General features: G+C 68.0%; 17 protein-coding genes and 1 tRNA gene. 16 read left to right on the forward strand and 2 right to left on the reverse strand.

Going from position 1 to position 17,512, the window contains the following annotated elements:
* Positions 1-8 precede the first annotated feature (8 nt).
* From ACIBTM_RS13815 to ACIBTM_RS13845, 7 genes are all read left to right on the forward strand, one after another.
* Positions 9-515 carry a hypothetical protein gene (locus tag ACIBTM_RS13815; protein ID WP_395876871.1) on the forward strand — a complete coding sequence of 169 codons (507 nt, stop codon included), beginning with the start codon at positions 9-11 and terminating at the stop codon, positions 513-515.
* Between the two features lie 75 nt (positions 516-590).
* A complete protein-coding gene (locus tag ACIBTM_RS13820) occupies positions 591-1,199 on the forward strand; it encodes a hypothetical protein (RefSeq protein WP_007030508.1) in 609 nt (202 codons plus the stop codon).
* Positions 1,200-1,386: 187 nt separating this feature from the next.
* Complete coding sequence (locus ACIBTM_RS13825) at positions 1,387-1,926, forward strand: DUF2716 domain-containing protein (RefSeq protein WP_395876872.1); 540 nt, start codon at positions 1,387-1,389, stop codon at positions 1,924-1,926.
* A gap of 215 nt (positions 1,927-2,141) precedes the next feature.
* On the forward strand, positions 2,142-2,543 hold the full coding sequence (locus ACIBTM_RS13830; RefSeq protein ID WP_395876873.1) for an immunity 7 family protein: 402 nt from the start codon (positions 2,142-2,144) through the stop codon (positions 2,541-2,543).
* Positions 2,544-2,882: 339 nt separating this feature from the next.
* Entirely contained in the window at positions 2,883-3,410 is a 528-nt protein-coding gene (locus ACIBTM_RS13835) for a DUF4262 domain-containing protein (RefSeq protein ID WP_395876874.1), read from the forward strand.
* Between the two features lie 141 nt (positions 3,411-3,551).
* The gene (locus tag ACIBTM_RS13840; RefSeq protein WP_395876875.1) at positions 3,552-3,845 is read left to right on the forward strand and encodes a YiaA/YiaB family inner membrane protein; all 294 of its coding nucleotides are present in this window, start codon (positions 3,552-3,554) and stop codon (positions 3,843-3,845) included.
* 31 nt (positions 3,846-3,876) lie between these two features.
* Positions 3,877-5,625 (forward strand): ArnT family glycosyltransferase, encoded by a 1,749-nt coding sequence (locus tag ACIBTM_RS13845; RefSeq protein WP_395876876.1) that lies wholly within the window; start codon positions 3,877-3,879, stop codon positions 5,623-5,625.
* Positions 5,626-5,893: 268 nt separating this feature from the next.
* Here ACIBTM_RS13845 and ACIBTM_RS13850 read toward each other — a convergent pair.
* A tRNA-Gly gene (locus ACIBTM_RS13850) sits at positions 5,894-5,966 on the reverse strand.
* A gap of 197 nt (positions 5,967-6,163) precedes the next feature.
* Between ACIBTM_RS13850 and ACIBTM_RS13855 the strand changes: the two genes are divergently transcribed.
* The 3 genes from ACIBTM_RS13855 (at position 6,164) to ACIBTM_RS13865 (ending at position 9,153) form a co-directional block, all read left to right on the forward strand.
* Entirely contained in the window at positions 6,164-7,711 is a 1,548-nt protein-coding gene (locus ACIBTM_RS13855) for a sigma-70 family RNA polymerase sigma factor (protein ID WP_395876877.1), read from the forward strand.
* A gap of 105 nt (positions 7,712-7,816) precedes the next feature.
* Positions 7,817-8,257 carry a hypothetical protein gene (locus tag ACIBTM_RS13860; RefSeq protein WP_005161585.1) on the forward strand — a complete coding sequence of 147 codons (441 nt, stop codon included), beginning with the start codon at positions 7,817-7,819 and terminating at the stop codon, positions 8,255-8,257.
* A gap of 32 nt (positions 8,258-8,289) precedes the next feature.
* Positions 8,290-9,153 (forward strand): Fpg/Nei family DNA glycosylase, encoded by an 864-nt coding sequence (locus ACIBTM_RS13865; protein WP_395876878.1) that lies wholly within the window; start codon positions 8,290-8,292, stop codon positions 9,151-9,153.
* Here the strand turns inward: ACIBTM_RS13865 and ACIBTM_RS13870 are convergent, their stop codons facing one another.
* A complete protein-coding gene (locus ACIBTM_RS13870; RefSeq protein ID WP_395876879.1) occupies positions 9,154-10,269 on the reverse strand; it encodes a serine hydrolase domain-containing protein in 1,116 nt (371 codons plus the stop codon). It abuts the gene before it with no gap.
* A 169-nt stretch (positions 10,270-10,438) separates the two neighbouring features.
* Here ACIBTM_RS13870 and ACIBTM_RS13875 point away from each other — a divergent pair, with 169 nt between their 5' ends.
* From ACIBTM_RS13875 to ACIBTM_RS13900, 6 genes are all read left to right on the forward strand, one after another.
* Positions 10,439-11,734: a histidine kinase gene (locus tag ACIBTM_RS13875; protein WP_038507282.1), complete on the forward strand. Its 1,296-nt coding sequence runs from the start codon at positions 10,439-10,441 to the stop codon at positions 11,732-11,734.
* Positions 11,735-11,753: 19 nt separating this feature from the next.
* On the forward strand, positions 11,754-12,599 hold the full coding sequence (locus tag ACIBTM_RS13880) for a S49 family peptidase (RefSeq protein ID WP_395876880.1): 846 nt from the start codon (positions 11,754-11,756) through the stop codon (positions 12,597-12,599).
* Positions 12,600-12,785: 186 nt separating this feature from the next.
* The gene (locus ACIBTM_RS13885; RefSeq protein ID WP_395876881.1) at positions 12,786-14,150 is read left to right on the forward strand and encodes a glycoside hydrolase family 16 protein; all 1,365 of its coding nucleotides are present in this window, start codon (positions 12,786-12,788) and stop codon (positions 14,148-14,150) included.
* 143 nt (positions 14,151-14,293) lie between these two features.
* Positions 14,294-15,130 (forward strand): LytR/AlgR family response regulator transcription factor, encoded by an 837-nt coding sequence (locus ACIBTM_RS13890; protein WP_395878055.1) that lies wholly within the window; start codon positions 14,294-14,296, stop codon positions 15,128-15,130.
* Positions 15,127-15,651 (forward strand): hypothetical protein, encoded by a 525-nt coding sequence (locus tag ACIBTM_RS13895; protein ID WP_395876882.1) that lies wholly within the window; start codon positions 15,127-15,129, stop codon positions 15,649-15,651. The genes ACIBTM_RS13890 and ACIBTM_RS13895 overlap by 4 nt, the downstream gene beginning before the upstream one ends.
* 31 nt (positions 15,652-15,682) lie before the next feature.
* Positions 15,683-17,473, forward strand: coding sequence for a cation acetate symporter (locus ACIBTM_RS13900; protein WP_395876883.1), 1,791 nt, complete (start codon positions 15,683-15,685; stop codon positions 17,471-17,473).
* The last annotated feature ends 39 nt before the right edge of the window (positions 17,474-17,512 follow it).

Below are 17,512 nucleotides of genomic sequence, written 5' to 3' on the forward strand. Positions count from 1 at the left end.
AGTGCCGGGTGACGGAAATCGACGCGTGTCGTGGCGCGTTGCGCGAGCTGGCCATCGGCAGGCTCGCCGGACGTGACGTCCGCACCTCCCACCTGGTCGAGGCCGGTCTGGACGCGATCGTCGCCGGACTGGACACCCCGTCCCTTCCCTTGCTCGCCGGGCTCGAATCCACTGCCGAAGAAGCCGTCGACAAGGCCTTCGGCCAGGTCGTCGACGAGCTCGGGCTCGAACTGCCCGCCGATCCGACGGCCGCCCGCTGGCTGCTGATCCACGGCTGGCTCACCGCGATGGTCGAAGGGCGCCTCTCGCCCGCGGCCGGCGGCGCCCTCGTCAGCGAGGTCGGCGAACTGCTCGGGTCGCCCCAGGCGTTGCGCGGGATCACGCGCTGGTCGGCGATGCTCGAGCACTGGATCCCGACCGACCTCACCCCGAGGGACGTCTGCGAGGTGCCGATCCTCGAGGAATCGGCCGAGCTGCTCGAAGGACCTTGGCCTCCTTCGCCGCGTCACCCGTAAAGCCCCGTTTTCTGTCGTACATGTGTTCTAAAATGGTCGTTGTACAGCAGGAACAGCGGCGAAAGGCAGACACGGATGGCCTACATCACCCTGCCCACGTTCGTGGGGTACAGCACGAGCTCGGGTCCCTCGCGTTCCTCGTTCGTCCGGCGTTGGCGCCGTCAGTACGAGGACCCGGCCCGGGGCGGGTTCAACTTCTACCTCCGCGCCGCGAACGCGATCCGTGCCGGGCGGATCTCCGGGCGGGATCGCGAGGTACTGCGGGCACTGGTCGAGAACGCGGACGAGCGCACGCGGCCGCACTACACCGAGATCGCCAACGGCTGGCTGCGCTACGTCGGGCGGCGTGACCTGCGGCTGGCCGAGGTCGGCCGGTCGCGATGGCGGCTCGGCTCGCTCGAAGTGGGCATCAATCCGCATCTCGGCCTGCGCAAGGGCGACGGCCCCGTCTACGTGACCTGGCTCTACTTCAAGGAGGAGCCGTTGAGCCGGGACGCGGCGCAGATGGTGCTGTGGCTGCTCGAACAGACCATGGACGAGTTGCGTCCGGGTGGGCGGCCGCTGGTCGTCGACGTCCGGCGTTCGAAGGAGTTCGCGTTGTCGCCGCGCGATCGCGACAAGGTGCGGCCGTGGGTGCGGAGTGAGGCCTCGGCCTTCATGAGCCTCTGGGAGGCGGCCGCATGATCGATCGACGGCGAGCCCGCGTTCCGTGGGCTCGCCGTTCACGCACCGTCATTCTCACGGTTCAGGCGGCGGCGCAAGACACCTGATCAGGTGACAGTTGCACGGAGAATGCCCACGAGCTGGACAACTTGGCCCCCGAACACGAAGCTTTCCCAGTCTTAATCGGCCGAACCACCGAGGGTCGCTCGTGAACAACGCTTGGGAAGCCATCTCCAGGGTCGTAGATGAGCCCGCCTGGTACTGGGTCTACGACAAGCTCGCGTTCTGGCCGAGCACTTACGCGCACGCCTGGCCGAGTTTCCGCGAACCCGCTCCGTCCGTCGCGTGGGATCTCGCGCCCGGCGGCCTCGACCGCGCGTCGGCCGAATTCCGGGTCGGCCCGTACGCCGTCGAGCAGAACGACGTCGCCCGAGTCGCCCTCTCGGCGCTGAAGGACTGCGTCGCCGAGGACGAATGGGTCTGGGTGCTGCACTGGCAGCACCAGTCGTACCGCTTCTACCCGCACCGGCACGCCGCGCTCGACCCGTGGCCGGTCCCGGTGTTCCCGCGCACGGACTACCACATGTTCCTGGCGAACGACTTCCGCTTCGGCACGCTCGGGCACCCCTGGGAACGGACCTTGTGCGTCTACGGCGAGAAGCTCGTGCCCGCCTTCGAAAAGCACGGCGAACAGGTTTTCAAGAACGCGCTGCGGCGCAACGGGGCACCGGCCGCGATGGCGGGCTGACCGCCGTCCGGCGGGCGGACCTGCCTGTGTCCATGGGTGAACCCGAGGCCGCGATCGACGTCGGCAGGGCGCGACTTGGTCTTTCAAGGTCGCGAAGGTGGTGTAGGCGCCCTGCCACCGCGATAGCGGGGCCTTCGGCCGGGGCGGGTTCACGCGCTCGGTTGCTTTTCGAGGTGCACCTTCAGCTCCGCCGACCGGTGCCTAAACTAAGGCGGGTGTTCGAATATCACGGGTGGGTGACCATCCAAGCGAGCCCTTCCGGTGACGACGACGCCGCGCTGCTCGAGCGCATCGTCGAGCGGGTGCACCGTGCCGTCCGCGACTTCGGCGACGGCGACCTGCTCGACCTCCGCTGGGCGGCCGGGGTGCCGGTGCTGCACCTGGGCGGCATGGACAAACACGGCACGGCGATCGCGCCCGAGCTGGTGGACCTGTTCACCCGCGTCGGCGACCTCGCGCCCGGCTCTTACGGTCTCCTGCACGTCTGGGACGACCAGGATCCCGAGCACGACAACGAGTTCAAGGTGTACCGGATGGCCCGCGGCCTGGTCACCGAACGCGGCGACGAGCACCTGTCCCCGGTCGCGCCGACCGTGCTGGACGGCTACGAGATCTGAGCCGTCTGCCTGCGCTTTTCAGGCTGTTCGGCTGCTTCCACCGCCCGTCCCAAGAGGACAGAGTGCTTCCGGGCGCGGGTGGCACATCCCTGCGGAACGAGGAGATTCGCCGTGAGATCGTCGTGCCTGAGATCGCGTCTCTGTGCTGTCGTCGTGGTGTTGGCCGTGACTTTCGGGTTGTTCCCGGCCACGGCTTTCGCATATCCGGGGGTCGCTGCGACCCCTGAGGCATCGGCGGTGCCGGATCCCGCTCCCGACACCGCGGCCGCGACGCAATTCGCCAAGCAGGGCCGCAAGGGTGTGCAATCGGGCAAAGTCGAATAAGCGGTGGTGATCAGCATGCGGCATGACGAGTCATGTGATCTTTGCGGTATCGATCGAAAGAACTCCGTGGCCGAAATTCCGCAGGCTGTGCGTCTGATATCCGACATCAGGGACTATGGCTACCATAAGGTTGGGGTTTTCGCGGAAGATGCCGATGAGTCGGACTTCGGCTACACGGTCGGGCTCGAGCATCTGTGCGGCCATCCCGAGTTCTTGATCATGGGGCTTGAAATCTCGGTAGAGTTCGCGATCATCGACAATCTGGTAGAGCTGGTAAGGGGCGGTGCCGAGTTCGGGGACATGATTCGCTCGGATTCTGTTCTGGAAGGCAAGGAAGTCTGTTTCCGTTTACTGGACAAGAATCTGTATTCGGAATATGTGCAGCAGGCTGTGAACTTCTATCGGGGCGAAGATTTTTCGGTACTGGTGGTCTACTGGCCTGACGAGAATGGACTGTTTCCTTGGGAGGAGGACGCCTCGTCGTATCTCTTGGAGCGGCAACTCGTCTTGTGGTCGGCAGGCGGTGGCGACCAGCGCAGGTGAGCCGTGTGCTCGTGCCAGTGGCGCGTGCTGCGCAGACCTTTCTGGCCGCTGGACGCGGGACGACCACGAGTTCTGAACCGCAACCCTTCTTGAGTAGCCGTACTCAAGACACCGTGGGCCGACGGCGCGACCGTGGTACGCATGACGAAAACCTCCGCAGCGCCGCCCACCACCGTCGCGTTCTTCGTCCAGGCCGCCCTCTCGTTCGGCTTGGCGTTGCTCGCGGTCGTCGTCGGCATCTGGTACCTGCCGGTCGACGGCTGGGTCCGCGGCTTCCTCGCCCTCGGCATGCTCTTCCTGACCACTTCGGCGTTCACCCTCGCCAAGTGCATCCGTGACCGCCAGGACGAGAACACCGTCGTCAGCAGAGTCGACCAGGCCCGCGTCGACAAGCTCCTGTCCGAGCACGACCCCTTCAAAACGCCCGCGCTCTAGCCTGCCCAGAGGCGCGACTAGATTCTCTGCCATGCTCTTGACCAGGGGGATTCGCCGCGTCCAGGTGAACACATGGGTACTGCTCGGGGTGGCGATCGTGTGGGTCGCCGTCAATTTGCGGTGGATCATCACCTATCGCCGAGGGCAGATCCTCGAAATCGACGAGGCCGGCTACATCGGCATGGCCCTCAACGACCACTACGCGGCCGTACGCGACGGGGTCCTCGGTTGGATCCAGGCCGTCGAGGCGCCTGGGATCCAGGCCCCGGTCACTCCCGCGCTGACGTCGCTGCAGTTCTTCGTGACGGGGACGAGCGTGGTGGCCGCCTTCATCGTGCCGATGCTGGCGGGTCTGGCGATCGTCTTGCTGACGCACGCGGTGGCGAACCGGGTGGCGGGCAGGCCGTTCGCGTGGCTCGCCACCGCGCTGGTCGCCACGCTGCCCGGCGTGATCGTCGACTCGAGGGCTTATCACTTCGGCGCCCCTGCGGCCGCGGTGACGCTGGCGGCCATTTACTTCCTCATCCGGTCCGAGGGGCTGACGAAGACCAAGTCGACGATCGCCTTCGGTGTCTTCGTCGGGCTGATGCCGCTCACCAGGACGATGATCATCGCGTTCGTGCCCGCATTGGTTCTCGCCGCGTTCATCCAGGCCGTGCTGGCTCAGGACCGCAAGAAGCGGCTGATCCGTTTCGGGGCCGCCGCGGTGGCAGCCGTCGGCGTGGCCGCGATCTGGCTGATTCCCAATGGTGCACAGGTCTACCGCTATCTGACCGGCTTCGGGTACGGGCCTCAGTCCGCCGAGTACGGGACCGAGGCGGGGATCTTCAACCCCGCTGCCTGGGCGTATCGGCTGCACCTGCTGACCATTGAGCAGTATCTGCCGCACGTCCTCTTCATCTGTGTCGGGCTCGTCGCGGCCGTCTTCGTCGCCATCCGCAAGTTGAGGGGCGGTCAAGCGAAGGCGACGGTGACGGCCATGATCGCCTCGCCATTGTTCCCGCCCGCGGTGCTCGTGGTGGAAGGCGCGATGGCCTTCGTGACGTCCAAGACCACTGGGAACGGGTTCACGCTCCCCTTGGTCCCGTCGATGACGTTGGTGGCGTTGTGGGGCCTGTACCGCGTACATGTCCGCCTTCGTAAGGCGCTGCCGGTCGTGGTCGCGGTGATCGGCGTGGTGGCGCTGGTCCCGCAGCTGGACCTACGGGCGCCGACGGCGCGGCTGTGGGAGGCGGAATTGCCGGTGGTCGGACGAGTGACTGTCACCGATGGCCGGGGTGTTCCGCAGAAGTACGCGGGGCTCGGGGTCGAGTCCGATGCTCCGCAGCCGGTGAGCGCGGAGGCGGCGAAGCAGTGGATCGTCGCCGCGGATTGGGCGGCGCAGCAGATCGTCGACCGGCACGCGATCCGTGGGGTGACGGCGTTCGGTTTCCGTGACCGGATCTTCAACACGAACACGGTCCAGCTGGCCGTGCTCCGAAAGCTGGGTTACGGCGTGGCCGTGCCACAGATCCGGCCGATCGAGGCGGGGAACTCGCAGCCGGACTACGAGCGCTGGCTGACGCGGTACCAGGACAGCATTTCCGGTGACGCGAGCACCGCGTGCCTGTTGTTCACCGCGACCGGGCTGAACAACGAGTTCCTGCCGAAGGTCGATCCACCGGCGATGGCGGCCGCTGCCGCCGCGACGGGGTTCGCGCCGGTCGCGACGCACCCCCTGCCGAACGGTCGGCTGGTGACCTTGTGGCATCGGCCGCAGCCGGCCTGCGTGCCTTCCTGAGCGAAAGGTCGCACCGGTTCACGCCGGTGCGACCTCAGCCAACATATGCACAAATCCGAATTACTACGGTCGTGTGACCCCGCTCACCGAACCTGTAGCACTTAGTAACCGAAGAGATCAACGAAACAAGAGGGAAGATCGACGTAACCCACAACCCACTCGTCAACGCGAGGTGCAAGGAGCGTGGGGGTCCGGGGGCTCGACCCCCGGGAATTATGGCGAGCAGGTCCTGGTCCAGGCTTTCCCTGGACACGGCAACCCACCTGAGAGCGGATGACGGGATTCGAACCCGCGACCCTCACCTTGGCAAGGTGATGCGCTACCAGCTGCGCTACATCCGCATGTCTTGCTCTGCTCCGGCACTCGTTTGAAGCAGTGGAACAACCATACACCGACCGTCTGTAGCGGTTTCGACCCACCCCTACAGGTGCTTCGGTGTCACACCTGGCGTACAAGGGGTGACGACGGCTGCATACCTCCGTATGGTGTCCCCATTCGACCGAATGGTGAGTCCTTCGGGGAGGAGGTGCCTGGCCGGATGACCGAGCAGGGCACGGTGCCGCTTCAGGCGGCCTCGGAATCCGACGAGCAGGCATTGCTCCAGCGTCTCCGTGATGGGGAGGACGCTGCCTTCGGGGAGCTTTTCGAACTTCACGCCGCCGCTGTGCGGAGGCTGGCCCGCAGTCTGGCCGCCGATCGGTCGGAGGCGGAGGACATCACCGCCGAGACCTTCTTCCGGGTGCTTCAGGCGTTGCGCCGGGGCGCCGGGCCGCGTGACTACGTCCGGGCCTATCTGCTGACGGTGGCTCGCCGGGTCTCGTGGGAGTGGCATGGCGCGCGCCGTGACGTGCCGGTGAGCGACGACGAGCTGACCTTCCGGGCCGGGGCGGGCGCCGACACGCATGCCCGGACGGCCGAACATTCGCTGATCACGACCGCTTTCACGAGTTTGCCGGAGCGCTGGCGTTCGGTGTTGTGGCAGACCGAGGTCGAAGGCGAGCAGCCGTCGATGGTCGCGCCGCATTTCGGGTTGAGCGCGAACGCGACGGCGGCGCTGGCCCGCCGGGCGCGGCAGGGGCTGCGGGCGGCGTATCTGCAGGCGCATCTGTCGGTGAACCGCGGGCCCGATTCGTGCCGTGCGGTGGTGGAGAAGCTGGGCGGGTTCACCGCGGGCAGCGTGACCGGGGCCGAGGCCCGCCGGATCAAGACCCATCTGATCGCCTGCCAGTCCTGCCGGGCCACCCACGACGAGCTGCGGGACGTCTGTTCGTCGCTGCGGGCGCACGCCGGTGTGGTGGCGCTGCTGGTGCCGGCGGCCGCCGGAGCCCACGCGAGCGGGGCGTTGTCCGGGCTCGCCGCGTCGGTCAAGGGACTTCTGCTCGGGTCGAAGGTGAAGGTCGGCCTCGCGGTGGCGTCGACGGCCGCCGCCGGTGCGGTCGGGATCGTCGCCGGTCCGGCCGTGTTCGGCACCGACGTCACCCACACCGTCGGTCTGTCCGGGGGTGGGCTGCCGGAGCTTGCGCTGCTGCCGGCGCAGGTCGCGCCGCCTGCCCAGGGCAAGCCGGTGGAGCTCCCGCCGCAGCGGATCGCGCAGGACCAGCTGCACGGCAAGGGCGCCCAGCCAGCCGTCACCGGACGAGGCCCCGGCGCCGAGCTCGGGGTGTCCGAAACGCCGAGCCTGCCGGGGGTGGGCACGCCGCGGAAGGAACTCGGCGGCGGAGACGTCGTGCAGCCGCCCGACGAGCGGAATCCGGCGCAGGAGACCTCGCCGCGGAACGAGGTCCCGGACCCGGGCACGGGCTCGAACCAGACCACGTCGAAACGGGACGACATCCCGCCGGACGAATCGTTCACGCCCACCGAGGAGTCGCTGAGCCCGACCACGACGACTTCACGGGACTCGACCGAGCAGTCGACCACGCCGGAGGCGACGACTTACCCGGAAGGGTCTTCTTCGACGGACACCGGCACTCCCGAAAGCACGACCGGAACCTCGTCCGGCGACCCGTCGGCGGACGAGCCGAGCCCGGTCAAACCGACTTCCCACTATCCGGAACCGGGTGTCGATTACCCGACGTGCCCATAACGCCCGAGCGGGCATATCGCCTTCGAACTCTCGCGAATCCGGCTCCCGTCACGGTACGGTGGAGTTCGCTCACGACGAGCGAGCGGCCGCGCGGGAGGCGACTGAATGAACCGGCTGGTGCACGGCGAGGACGGCCGTGACTGGGTGGTCCGAGCCCAGATGGAATGGCGTGCTCCCGCGACAGCGGACGATTTCGAGCACGATGTGGCGGGCAGCTACGGCCCGGGTATCGCGATGATCGCCGTGACGGCGCTGCTCGCGATCGTGCTCATCATGTGGACTCCGGCCGACGTCATGATTCCGTCGTGGGTTCCGCTGGCGCTCTTGCTGATCGCGCTGTTCTTCCCACTGCGGTGGATCCTGCGCCGTCCGTGGACCGTGGTCGCCGAGACCGAGGGCGATCTGGCGGGCGACCGTCCGTCGGAGCGCTGGGTGGGCACCATCCGCGGCATGTTCACCGTGCGCGGCGAGGTCTCGAAGATCACCAAGACCATCCAGAAGCACTCGCTGCCGGATTTCGACGGCCCGTTGCACCCGGTGGAGTAGTCGAGGCGGCCTGAACGCGCGAGACTGGGGCCATGCCCGAGTTACCCGAGGTCGAAGCGCTCGCTCACCACCTGCGTGAACACGCGGTGGGCAAGACGGTCTTCCGCGTCGACGTGTCGTCCCTCAGCGTGCTGAAGACGGCGACACCGCCCTGGACCGAGCTGCACGGCCGCGAGGTCACCGGGGCCGGCCGGTTCGGCAAACATCTGGATCTCGTCGCCGGGGATCTCCATCTGGTCGTCCACTTGGCGAGGGCGGGCTGGCTGCGCTGGTCCGACGCGTTGTCGCCGACGCCGCTCAAACCCGGCAAGGGGCCGATCTCGCTGCGCGTCCACCTCGACGCGGCCGCCGGGCCGGGTTTCGATCTCACGGAGGCCGGGACGAAGAAGGGCCTGGCGGTCTGGATCGTGCGGGATCCGGAGAAGGAGGTCGCGAGTATCGCGCGGCTCGGGCCGGACGCGCTTTCGCTGGACCGCACGCAGCTCGAGAAGTTGCTCGCCGGACGCACCGAACGGTTGAAGACGGCGCTGACCGATCAGTCGCTGATCGCCGGGATCGGCAACGCATACTCCGACGAGATCATGCATATGGCGAAGCTTTCCCCTTACGCCACAACCGGAAAGCTGTCCGAGGCGGCGCTCGACGGGCTCTCGGAGGCGATCCGCGAGGTGCTGACCAGCGCCGTGACACGTTCGGTCGGCCAGTCCGCGGCCCGGCTCAAGGGCGAGAAGCGGTCCGGGTTGCGGGTGCACGCGCGTACCGGGCTGCCGTGCCCGGTCTGCGGCGACACGATCCGCGAGATCTCGTTCGCGGACAAGTCGTTCCAGTACTGCCCGACCTGCCAGACCGGCGGGAAACCCCTCGCGGACCGGCGGATGTCACGCCTGCTGAAGTGATCAGCACAGGGCGGCCATCACCGCGGGCATCGGCGGCTTCGGCACCCGCTGCCCGCCGTGCACGTCCGCGGCCAGGTCGTACACGTTCAGCGCCAGCACGATCTGCTTCGAGCCGTCTTCGGTGCTCATCGAGACGCTGTAGAACCCCGGCCCCGCGCCGGTGTTGCCCCAGAACGTCTTCATCCCACCGGGGCAGGGCAGGTTGAGGGTCTCGACCCCCGCGCCGTACGCGCCGAACTCGCTGTGCGGCACCAGCCGTTTGAGTTCGGCCTGCTGCGCGGGCTCCAAAAGCCGTCCTGCCAGCAACGCGCGATGGAACGTCGCGAGGTCGTCGACGGTCGACACCATCGCGCCCGCGGTCCAGTCGTACGACGGGCTGAACACGGTCATGTCCTTCCCGCTCATGTCGTACCCGTGCAGATGCGGACCTCGCAGGAACGGCGACCACAGCGGGAAATACGTCCGGCCGAGCTCGAGCGGATCGAGGATCCGCCGCTGGATCTCCTCCCAGACGTCGTTGCGGGTGATCTTCTCGATCACCTTGCCCAGCAACAGATAGCCGGTGTTCGAATACTCCACGCCCTTGCCCGGCGGGAACGAGGGCCGGTCGACGAGGGATCGCCTTATCACCTCCGACGGCGTGATGATGTGCGCGCGGTTCCCCTGGACGAGGTACGGGTCGAAGAAATGCGGATCCAGGGGGTCGTGCACGCCGGAGGTGTGGTTCAGCAGCATGCGCAGCGTGATCTTTTCCGGTTCATAGCCCGGTCCTCGTACGACACCGGGCAGCCGCCGCTCGATCGGATCGTCGAGCGACAGTTTCCCTTCGCCTGCCAGCCGCAGGACCACCGTGGCGACGAAGGCCTTGGTGTTGCTGGCGATCCGGAACCGGTGGTGCGGCCCCGCGGCTTCGCGCGTGACCGGGTTCGCGTACCCGGCGCCGAAGCGCGACACCGCCTCACCGTTCCGGACCTGGACGACCGCTCCCGGAAAACCCCCTTCGCCGACCAGATCGCCGACAGCCGCGCGCACCGGGTCCCCGGCCGCGGCCGCCGTCCCGCTCCCCAGCAGGACCGCTGCCAGCACCCCCGCCGCGAGTTTCCCCGATCCGCGCATTGTGTTCCTCCCCCGGAAACGATTGCCTGCGCACAGTCTTTCCCGCGCGACGGGGAGTGACCATGGGGACAACGCCCGGGTCTTGGGTAGGGTCGGCCCCACCCTCAGTTGTCACAACTCAACGGAAAGTGGGGAGCAGGCCTTGCACCCGGTTGGTCGAGCGCAGAGCATGGACGCCGTGTCCGGGCTCGAGATCGCGCAGATCATCCCTTGGGGTGTGGCGCTGCTGCTCGCGATCCTCGTCGTCGTCCTGCTGATCAAGCTGAGGCGTCCCGCGAGCATCGTGGAGAACGCGGTGCTGCAGGCCGTCCACCGCATGTCGAAGGCGACACCGGATCTCCGCGAGGGGCTCGACGAGCAGGTCGCCGACAAGATCACCAGCCAGCTGCTGGAGATGCTCGACTGCGTCGCCGTCGGCATCACCGACAGCGAAGGCACGCTGCTGTCCTGGGACGGCGAGGCCAACGATCACTACGTCGACCTCGTCGACGCCATCGGCAACGCGATCCGCAAGCACCGCCGCGAGGTCGTCGCGCACGACAAGATGCCGTGCAACCACCGCGGCACCTGCCGGATGCGGACGGCGGTGATCGTGCCGCTGATCGTCGAGGGCGAGACGGAGGCCGCGCTGCTGGTCGTCGGGCGCACCCGCGGGCGGCTGGTGCAGATGGCCGACGCGGTCGCGCAGTTCGTCTGCACCCAGTTCGAGCTGGCGCGCCTGGACGAATCGAAGAACCAGCTCCAGCAGGCGGAGATCAAGGCGTTGCGCGCGCAGATCTCGCCGCACTTCGTCTACAACGCGCTCAACACCATCTCGTCGCTGATCCGGACAGACCCGGAGGAAGCGCGAGAGCTGCTTCAGGACTTCGCGGACTTCACGCGCTACTCGTTCCGGACGTCGGGCATGTTCACCTCGCTCGCCGAGGAACTGCGCAACATCGACCGGTACCTGACCATCGAGAACGCCCGCTTCGGCGGACGGCTCGAAGTGCGGATGAAGATCGCGCCCGAGGTGCTCTCGGTGGTCGTGCCGTTCCTGATCATCCAGCCGCTGGTGGAGAACGCCGTCAAACACGGCCTCGCGTCGAAGCCGTCCGGCGGCTGCGTCACGGTGATCGCCGAGGACTACGGCGCCGAAGCGCTGATCAGCGTCGAGGACGACGGCATCGGCATGGAGCCCGCCAAACTCGCGGATCTCCGCAGCCAGCACCGCACGGGCGCGCACGTCGGCCTCGGCAACATCAACCAGCGGATGCAGCAGGTGTTCGGCCGCGACTACGCGCTCATGGTCGAGACGGCGCCCGGCGCCGGTATGAAGGTGACCTTGCGGGTGCCGAAGTTCATGCCCGGCGTGCGGCCGAATCTGCCGGACTTCTCCGCCGACAGCGCCACCGTCCCGCCACAGGGCGGCCCGAACGAGGCCAGCGGGGTGAGCGGTTCGCGCAGCGGCGTGCTGCCGTCGTGAACGTCGGTAACCTGGCGGTATGAGCGTTGCGGACAAGCTGACCTCCCGTCTCCCGATGATCGGCGAACGGGGTGAACGCAAGGACGTCGTCGCCGTGGTCAAGCTGCACGGGGTGATCACGCCGACCCCGTCACCCTTGGCCAGGGGGTCGATCAACCTCGCCGCCGTCGAATCGGCGCTGACCCGCGCGTTCGCGCACGACCGGCTGAAGGCCGTCGCGCTGCAGATCAACTCGCCGGGTGGCGCGCCGACGCAGTCGGGTCTGGTCGCGGAGCGGATCCGCCAGCTCGCCGACGAGAAGAAGGTGCCCGTCCTGGCCTTCGCCGAGGACGTCGCCGCGTCCGGTGGCTACTGGCTGGCCTGCGCGGCCGACGAGATCTACGCGCACCGGACGTCGATGGTCGGCTCCATCGGCGTGATCAGCGGCGGGTTCGGGTTCACCGGCCTGCTCGAGCGGTTCGGCATCGAGCGGCGGCTGCACACCGCGGGGGCGAACAAGTCCCGCCTCGACCCGTTCAGCCCGGAGAAGCCGGAAGACGTCGAGTGGCTGAAGAAGATGCACGGCCAGCTCCACGAACTGTTCGTCGACTGGGTCACCGAACGCCGGGGAGACCGGCTTTCCGGCTCCGACGACCTGTTCACCGGCGACGTCTGGCTGGGTGCTCGCGCGGTCGAGCTCGGCCTGATCGACGGCGTCGGCAGCCTCCGCCAGGTGATCACCGAGCGGTACCCGGACGCCGAGATCTCGGTCGCCGAGCCGAAGAAGCCGCTGCTGGCGCGGCTCGGCATCGGCGCCCCCGCCGCGGCGAGCGCGTTGCTGGACGCCGTTCAGTCCAAGGCCGCCTGGAGCCGCTTCGGCCTCTGACCCGCGTGCAATGAACGGTCCTTTCCTTGCGAAATTTGCGAGGAAAGGACCTTTCCTTGCATTCGGGGGCGGAGTGGATTCACCCGAACGGTGGTAGGCGCAGATGGTTCAGACCAGGTCTCATATCGGACATACCGCTTTGTTGTGAACGGCAACAAACCTCGACAGTGTTGACGAGGAGGTCCGATGTCCGTTAATCGTTCCCGAACGAGCTGGAAGATCGCACTGGCCGGCGCGGCCTTGCTCCTGGTGCCCCTGGCGTTGCCCGCGACCGCCGCCGTCCCGCCGCCACCGGCCGGCTGGACCACCGTGTTCACCGACGACTTCACCGGCGCCGCGGGTTCGCTCCCGTCGAGCGCGAACTGGATCATCGACACCGGTCACGCGTACCCCGGCGGCCCGGCCAACTGGGGCACCGGCGAGATCCAGAACTACACGGCGAACCCCGCCAACCTGGCACAGGACGGTTCCGGGAACCTGCGGATCACGCCGTTGCGCGACGGCGCGGGCAACTGGACCTCGGCGCGGATCGAAACGCAACGCACGAACTTCAAACCGCCCGCGGGCGGCGCGCTGCGGATCGAGGGCCGCATCCAGATGCCGAACGTCACCGGCGCCGCGGCACTCGGCTACTGGCCCGCGTTCTGGGCGCTGGGCTCGCCGTACCGCGGCAACTACTGGAACTGGCCCGCCGTCGGCGAGTTCGACATCATGGAGAACGTCAACGGGATCAACACGGTCTGGGGCGTGCTGCACTGCGGCGTCAACCCCGGCGGCCCGTGCAACGAGACCACCGGCCTGGTCGGCAGCCGCACGTGTCCCGGCGCGAGCTGCCAGAGCGCGTTCCACACCTACACCTTCGAATGGGACACGAGCGTCAGCCCCAACGTGTTCCGCTGGCTGGTGGACGGGCAGCAGTTCCATGCGGTCAGCCAGAACCAGGTCGACGCCACGACCTGGGCCAACATGACGAACCACGCGGGCTACTTCGTGCTGCTGAACGTCGCCATCGGCGGCGCGTTCCCGAACAACAACTCCGGCACCACCACGCCGGGGCCCGGGATCGTGCCGGGGCATCCGATGCTCGTCGACTACGTCACCGTCCTGACCCGCGGCGGCGGCACGGGAAGCCCGGGCGGCGGCAGCGCGTACGACACGATCCAGGCGGAGTCGTACGCCCAGGCGGCGGGCATCGCCAAACAGGCGACTTCGGATTCCGGTGGCGGTCAGAGCATCGGCCCCGCCGGCAATGGTGACTGGGCGTCGTACCCGGGCGTCGACTTCGGGACGCAGACCGGCAGACAGTTCCAGGCGCGCGTCGCGTCCGGAGCGGCGGGAGGCGTGAGCGGTCTCGTCGAAGTCCGGCTCGACAGCCGGTCCAACCCGCCCGTCGGCAGCTTCGCCGTCGCGAACACCGGCGGCTGGCAGAGCTGGCGGACCATCCCGGCGAATATCAGCGGCGTCACCGGGAAACACGACGTCCACCTGACCTTCACCAGCGGCCAGCCCGCCGATTTCGTGAGCGTCAACTGGTTCACCTTCACCCCGTGAAGGGATAGGTGTGGCACGGCGAGGCGGTTCGTGTCACCGGAAAAGATGACGGCACCGGCCACCCCAGGCGCGGGGGTGCCGGTGCCGTCCTTTCGTTCGACTTTCGTGAAGCGGGCTGGACAAGGAACCCGGCAATGGGCAGGATGCGTCTCACTGTGAGTGCTCACGATGACACCCGGAAGCTCATCGTCCTGGCGGTGGACGATGAGCCCAAAGGGCTAGACGAACTCGTCCACTGTCTCCGGAACAGCCCGCACGTCGCCCTGGTGTACCCGGCGATCGACGCTTCGGAGGCGCTGCGCCTGCTGTCCGCGGACGATCCGAGACTGGCCGATCGCAAGGCCCGCGGTCTGCCGATCGTGGACGCGGTGTTCGCCGACATCGACATGCCCGGTCTGTCCGGGATGGAGATGTCCCGGGTGTTCGCCGCGCTGCGCCCGTCGCCCGCGCTGGTCTTCGTGACCGGGCACGCGGAAGAGGCGGTCAACGCCTTCGACCTCGGCGCGCTCGACTACGTGCTCAAGCCGTACCAGCAGGATCGCCTCGACCGCGCGATCACTCGCGTGATGGACAAACTCGCCGCCAACGCCGCGCCGCAGTTCGGCCAGGAAGGCGGCCTCGGGCAGGTCAAGAACGACGACGAGGTCATCCCCGTCGAACTGGCAGGCACCACGAAGCTCATCCCGCGGTCTTCGGTCCGCTGGGTCGAGGCGCAGGGCGACTACGCCCGGCTGTTCACCACCGACGGCAGCCACCTGGTCCGCATCCCGCTCGCCCAGCTCGAAGAACGCTGGGAGAAGGCGGGTTTCGTCCGCATCCACCGGTCGTTCCTGGTGTCCCTGCCGCTGATCACCGAACTGCGCATGGGCCAGGGCGGCTATCAGGTCGTGATCGGTAACGAGGAGAAGGTGCTGCCGGTGAGCCGCCGCCACACGCGCGCCCTCAAGGACAGGCTGGTCGGCGCCAACCGGTCGACGTGACCGACGACTACTACCGCCGCGTCAACGGTGTCCGCGAACCGGATCCGACGCTGGGCAAGGGCAGGACCAGGAAACCGGCGGCGCCCGAAGGCGCCGCCGTCGAGCCCGTGCCGGGCGCGCCGTCCGGCCCGAAGCACGAACAGGCCAAACCCGAACATCACGCGAAACCCAAGCGGCAGCGGGTGATCCTCGCCGATCCGCGGCAGGCCACCAGCACCCTGCGGGCCAGGGTCGAACTCGAAGAACAGACCAGCTGGGGCAAGCTGCTGGTCAAGGATCTGGTGAAGATCCAGCTGCGGACGGCCTCCCTGCTGGCGCTGCTGGTGATGGTCACGCTGTGTTCACTTCCGGTGCTCTTCTACCTGATCCCGTCCTTCGGACGAGTGGTGGTCGTGGGCATCCCGTTGCCCTGGTTGATCCTCGGCGTGGCGCCTTTCCCGTTCCTGTTCGGGATCGGCCTCTGGTACAACCGGCTCGCCGAACGTCATGAACGCGACTTCGTCGACATGATCGAGAACTGATTGCGGAGCTGCACATGCGAGGATCCACCCTGTGCAGCTGAATCCGTGGGCCATGGCCGGCATCGTGCTGGTAGCGGTCCTGACCTTCTATCTGGGGCACCGCTCCTCGCGGTCGGCCGTCAGCACGCACGACTTCCTCGTCGCCCGGCGCACCGTGCGCTCCCGGCGCAACGCCGCCGCGATCTCCGGTGAGTACCTGTCCGCCGCGTCGTTCATGGGCGTCGCCGGCATCGTCCTCAAGGACGGCGCCGACGCGCTGTGGTTCCCGATCGGCTTCACCGCGGGCTATCTCGCGCTGATGCTGTTCGTCGCCGCGCCGCTGCGGCGGTCCGGCGCGTACACGCTGCCGGACTTCGTCGAGATGCGGCTGGGTTCGACGATGCTGCGCCGGGTCTCGACGGCGTTCGTGGTGTTCATCGGGATCCTCTACATGGTCCCGCAGCTGCAGGGCGCGGGCCTGACGCTCGCGACCATCCTGCCCGTGCCCGCGTGGGCGGGCGCGATCCTGGTGACCTGTGTGGTCGGGTTCAACGTGATCGCGGGCGGGATGCGCGCGATCACCGTCGTCCAGGCCTTCCAGTACTGGCTGAAACTGTTCGCCATCGCGTTGCCGACGTTCATCCTGTGCATCGTCTTCCTCGGCTCCGGCGGGCCGGGCAGCGCGCGACCGCTGGGGCAGCCCGCGCCGCCGACGTTCCCCGAGAACACCACGGTTTCGGTGCAGGCCGACGTCACGCTGAGGGTCACCTCGGTGACCGTGCTCGAGGCCTACGGTCAGGTGGAAGGCGCGCGCGCCAACGGTTTCGCGGTCTGGGCGCCCGAGGCCGGGCACAAGGTCGCCAAGGGCACGACGCTGAAGTTCACCGCGGGCACCCCGGTGCCGGTGGTCAGCGACGCGCCCACGTCCAATGGGGACTGGCTGCGGCCGAGTTCCGGCGGTCTCACCGATCTGCTGCAGGTCTATTCGCTGATCCTCGCGACGTTCCTCGGCACCATGGGCCTGCCGCACGTCCTGGTCCGCTTCTACACCAACCCCGACGGCAAGGCCGCGCGCCGCACGACGGTGCACGTCCTGCTGCTGCTCGGCCTGTTCTACCTGTTCCCGACGCTGCTGGGCGCGCTGTCGCGGATGTACGTCCCGGAACTGCTGGTGACCGGGAAGACCGACGCCGCCGTCCTGCTGCTGCCGTCCGCGGTCCTGCCAGGGCTCTGGGGGCAGATCCTGGGCGCGGTGACCGCGGCCGGTGCCTTCGCGGCGTTCCTGTCGAGCTCGTCCGGGCTGCTGGTGAGTGTCGCCGGGGTCGTGTCCACCGACGTCCTGCCCGGCCGCGTCCGCGATTTCCGGGTGGCGACGGCGATCGTGGCGCTGATCCCGTTCGCGCTGGCGGTACTGCTGCCGTCGGAGGATCTGTCGCTTTCGGTCGGGATGTCGTTCGCGCTGGCCGCGTCGACGTTCAGCCCGTTGCTGCTGCTCGGGGTCTGGTGGCGCAAGCTCAGCTGGCCCGGTGCGCTGGCCGGGATGCTCGTCGGCGGCGGACTCGTGCTGACCGCGCTGGTGGTCAACATCGTCAGCAAGTACACCGGCGGCTGGGCGCCGTGGTTCTCGAACCAGCCCGCGCTGATCACCGTTCCGGCCGCCTTCCTGACCACCTACGTGGTGAGCCGCGCGACCGGATACGGGCGGCCGGACGACGTCCACGGCGTGATGCTGCGGCTGCACGCGCCCGATCCGCTCGGGTTCATGCGGGATCGTGCGGTCGCCCGGTTCGGGCAGGCCGAAGAGAAGACCCGGACCACCGGTAAAGGCCGTCACCGGAAATAAAATCACTCGTTCGAGTCGCGACCCTCTACGCAGAGTCGT

It is taken from the genome of Amycolatopsis sp. NPDC049868 (assembly GCF_044461365.1).
GTDB lineage: Bacteria > Actinomycetota > Actinomycetes > Mycobacteriales > Pseudonocardiaceae > Amycolatopsis.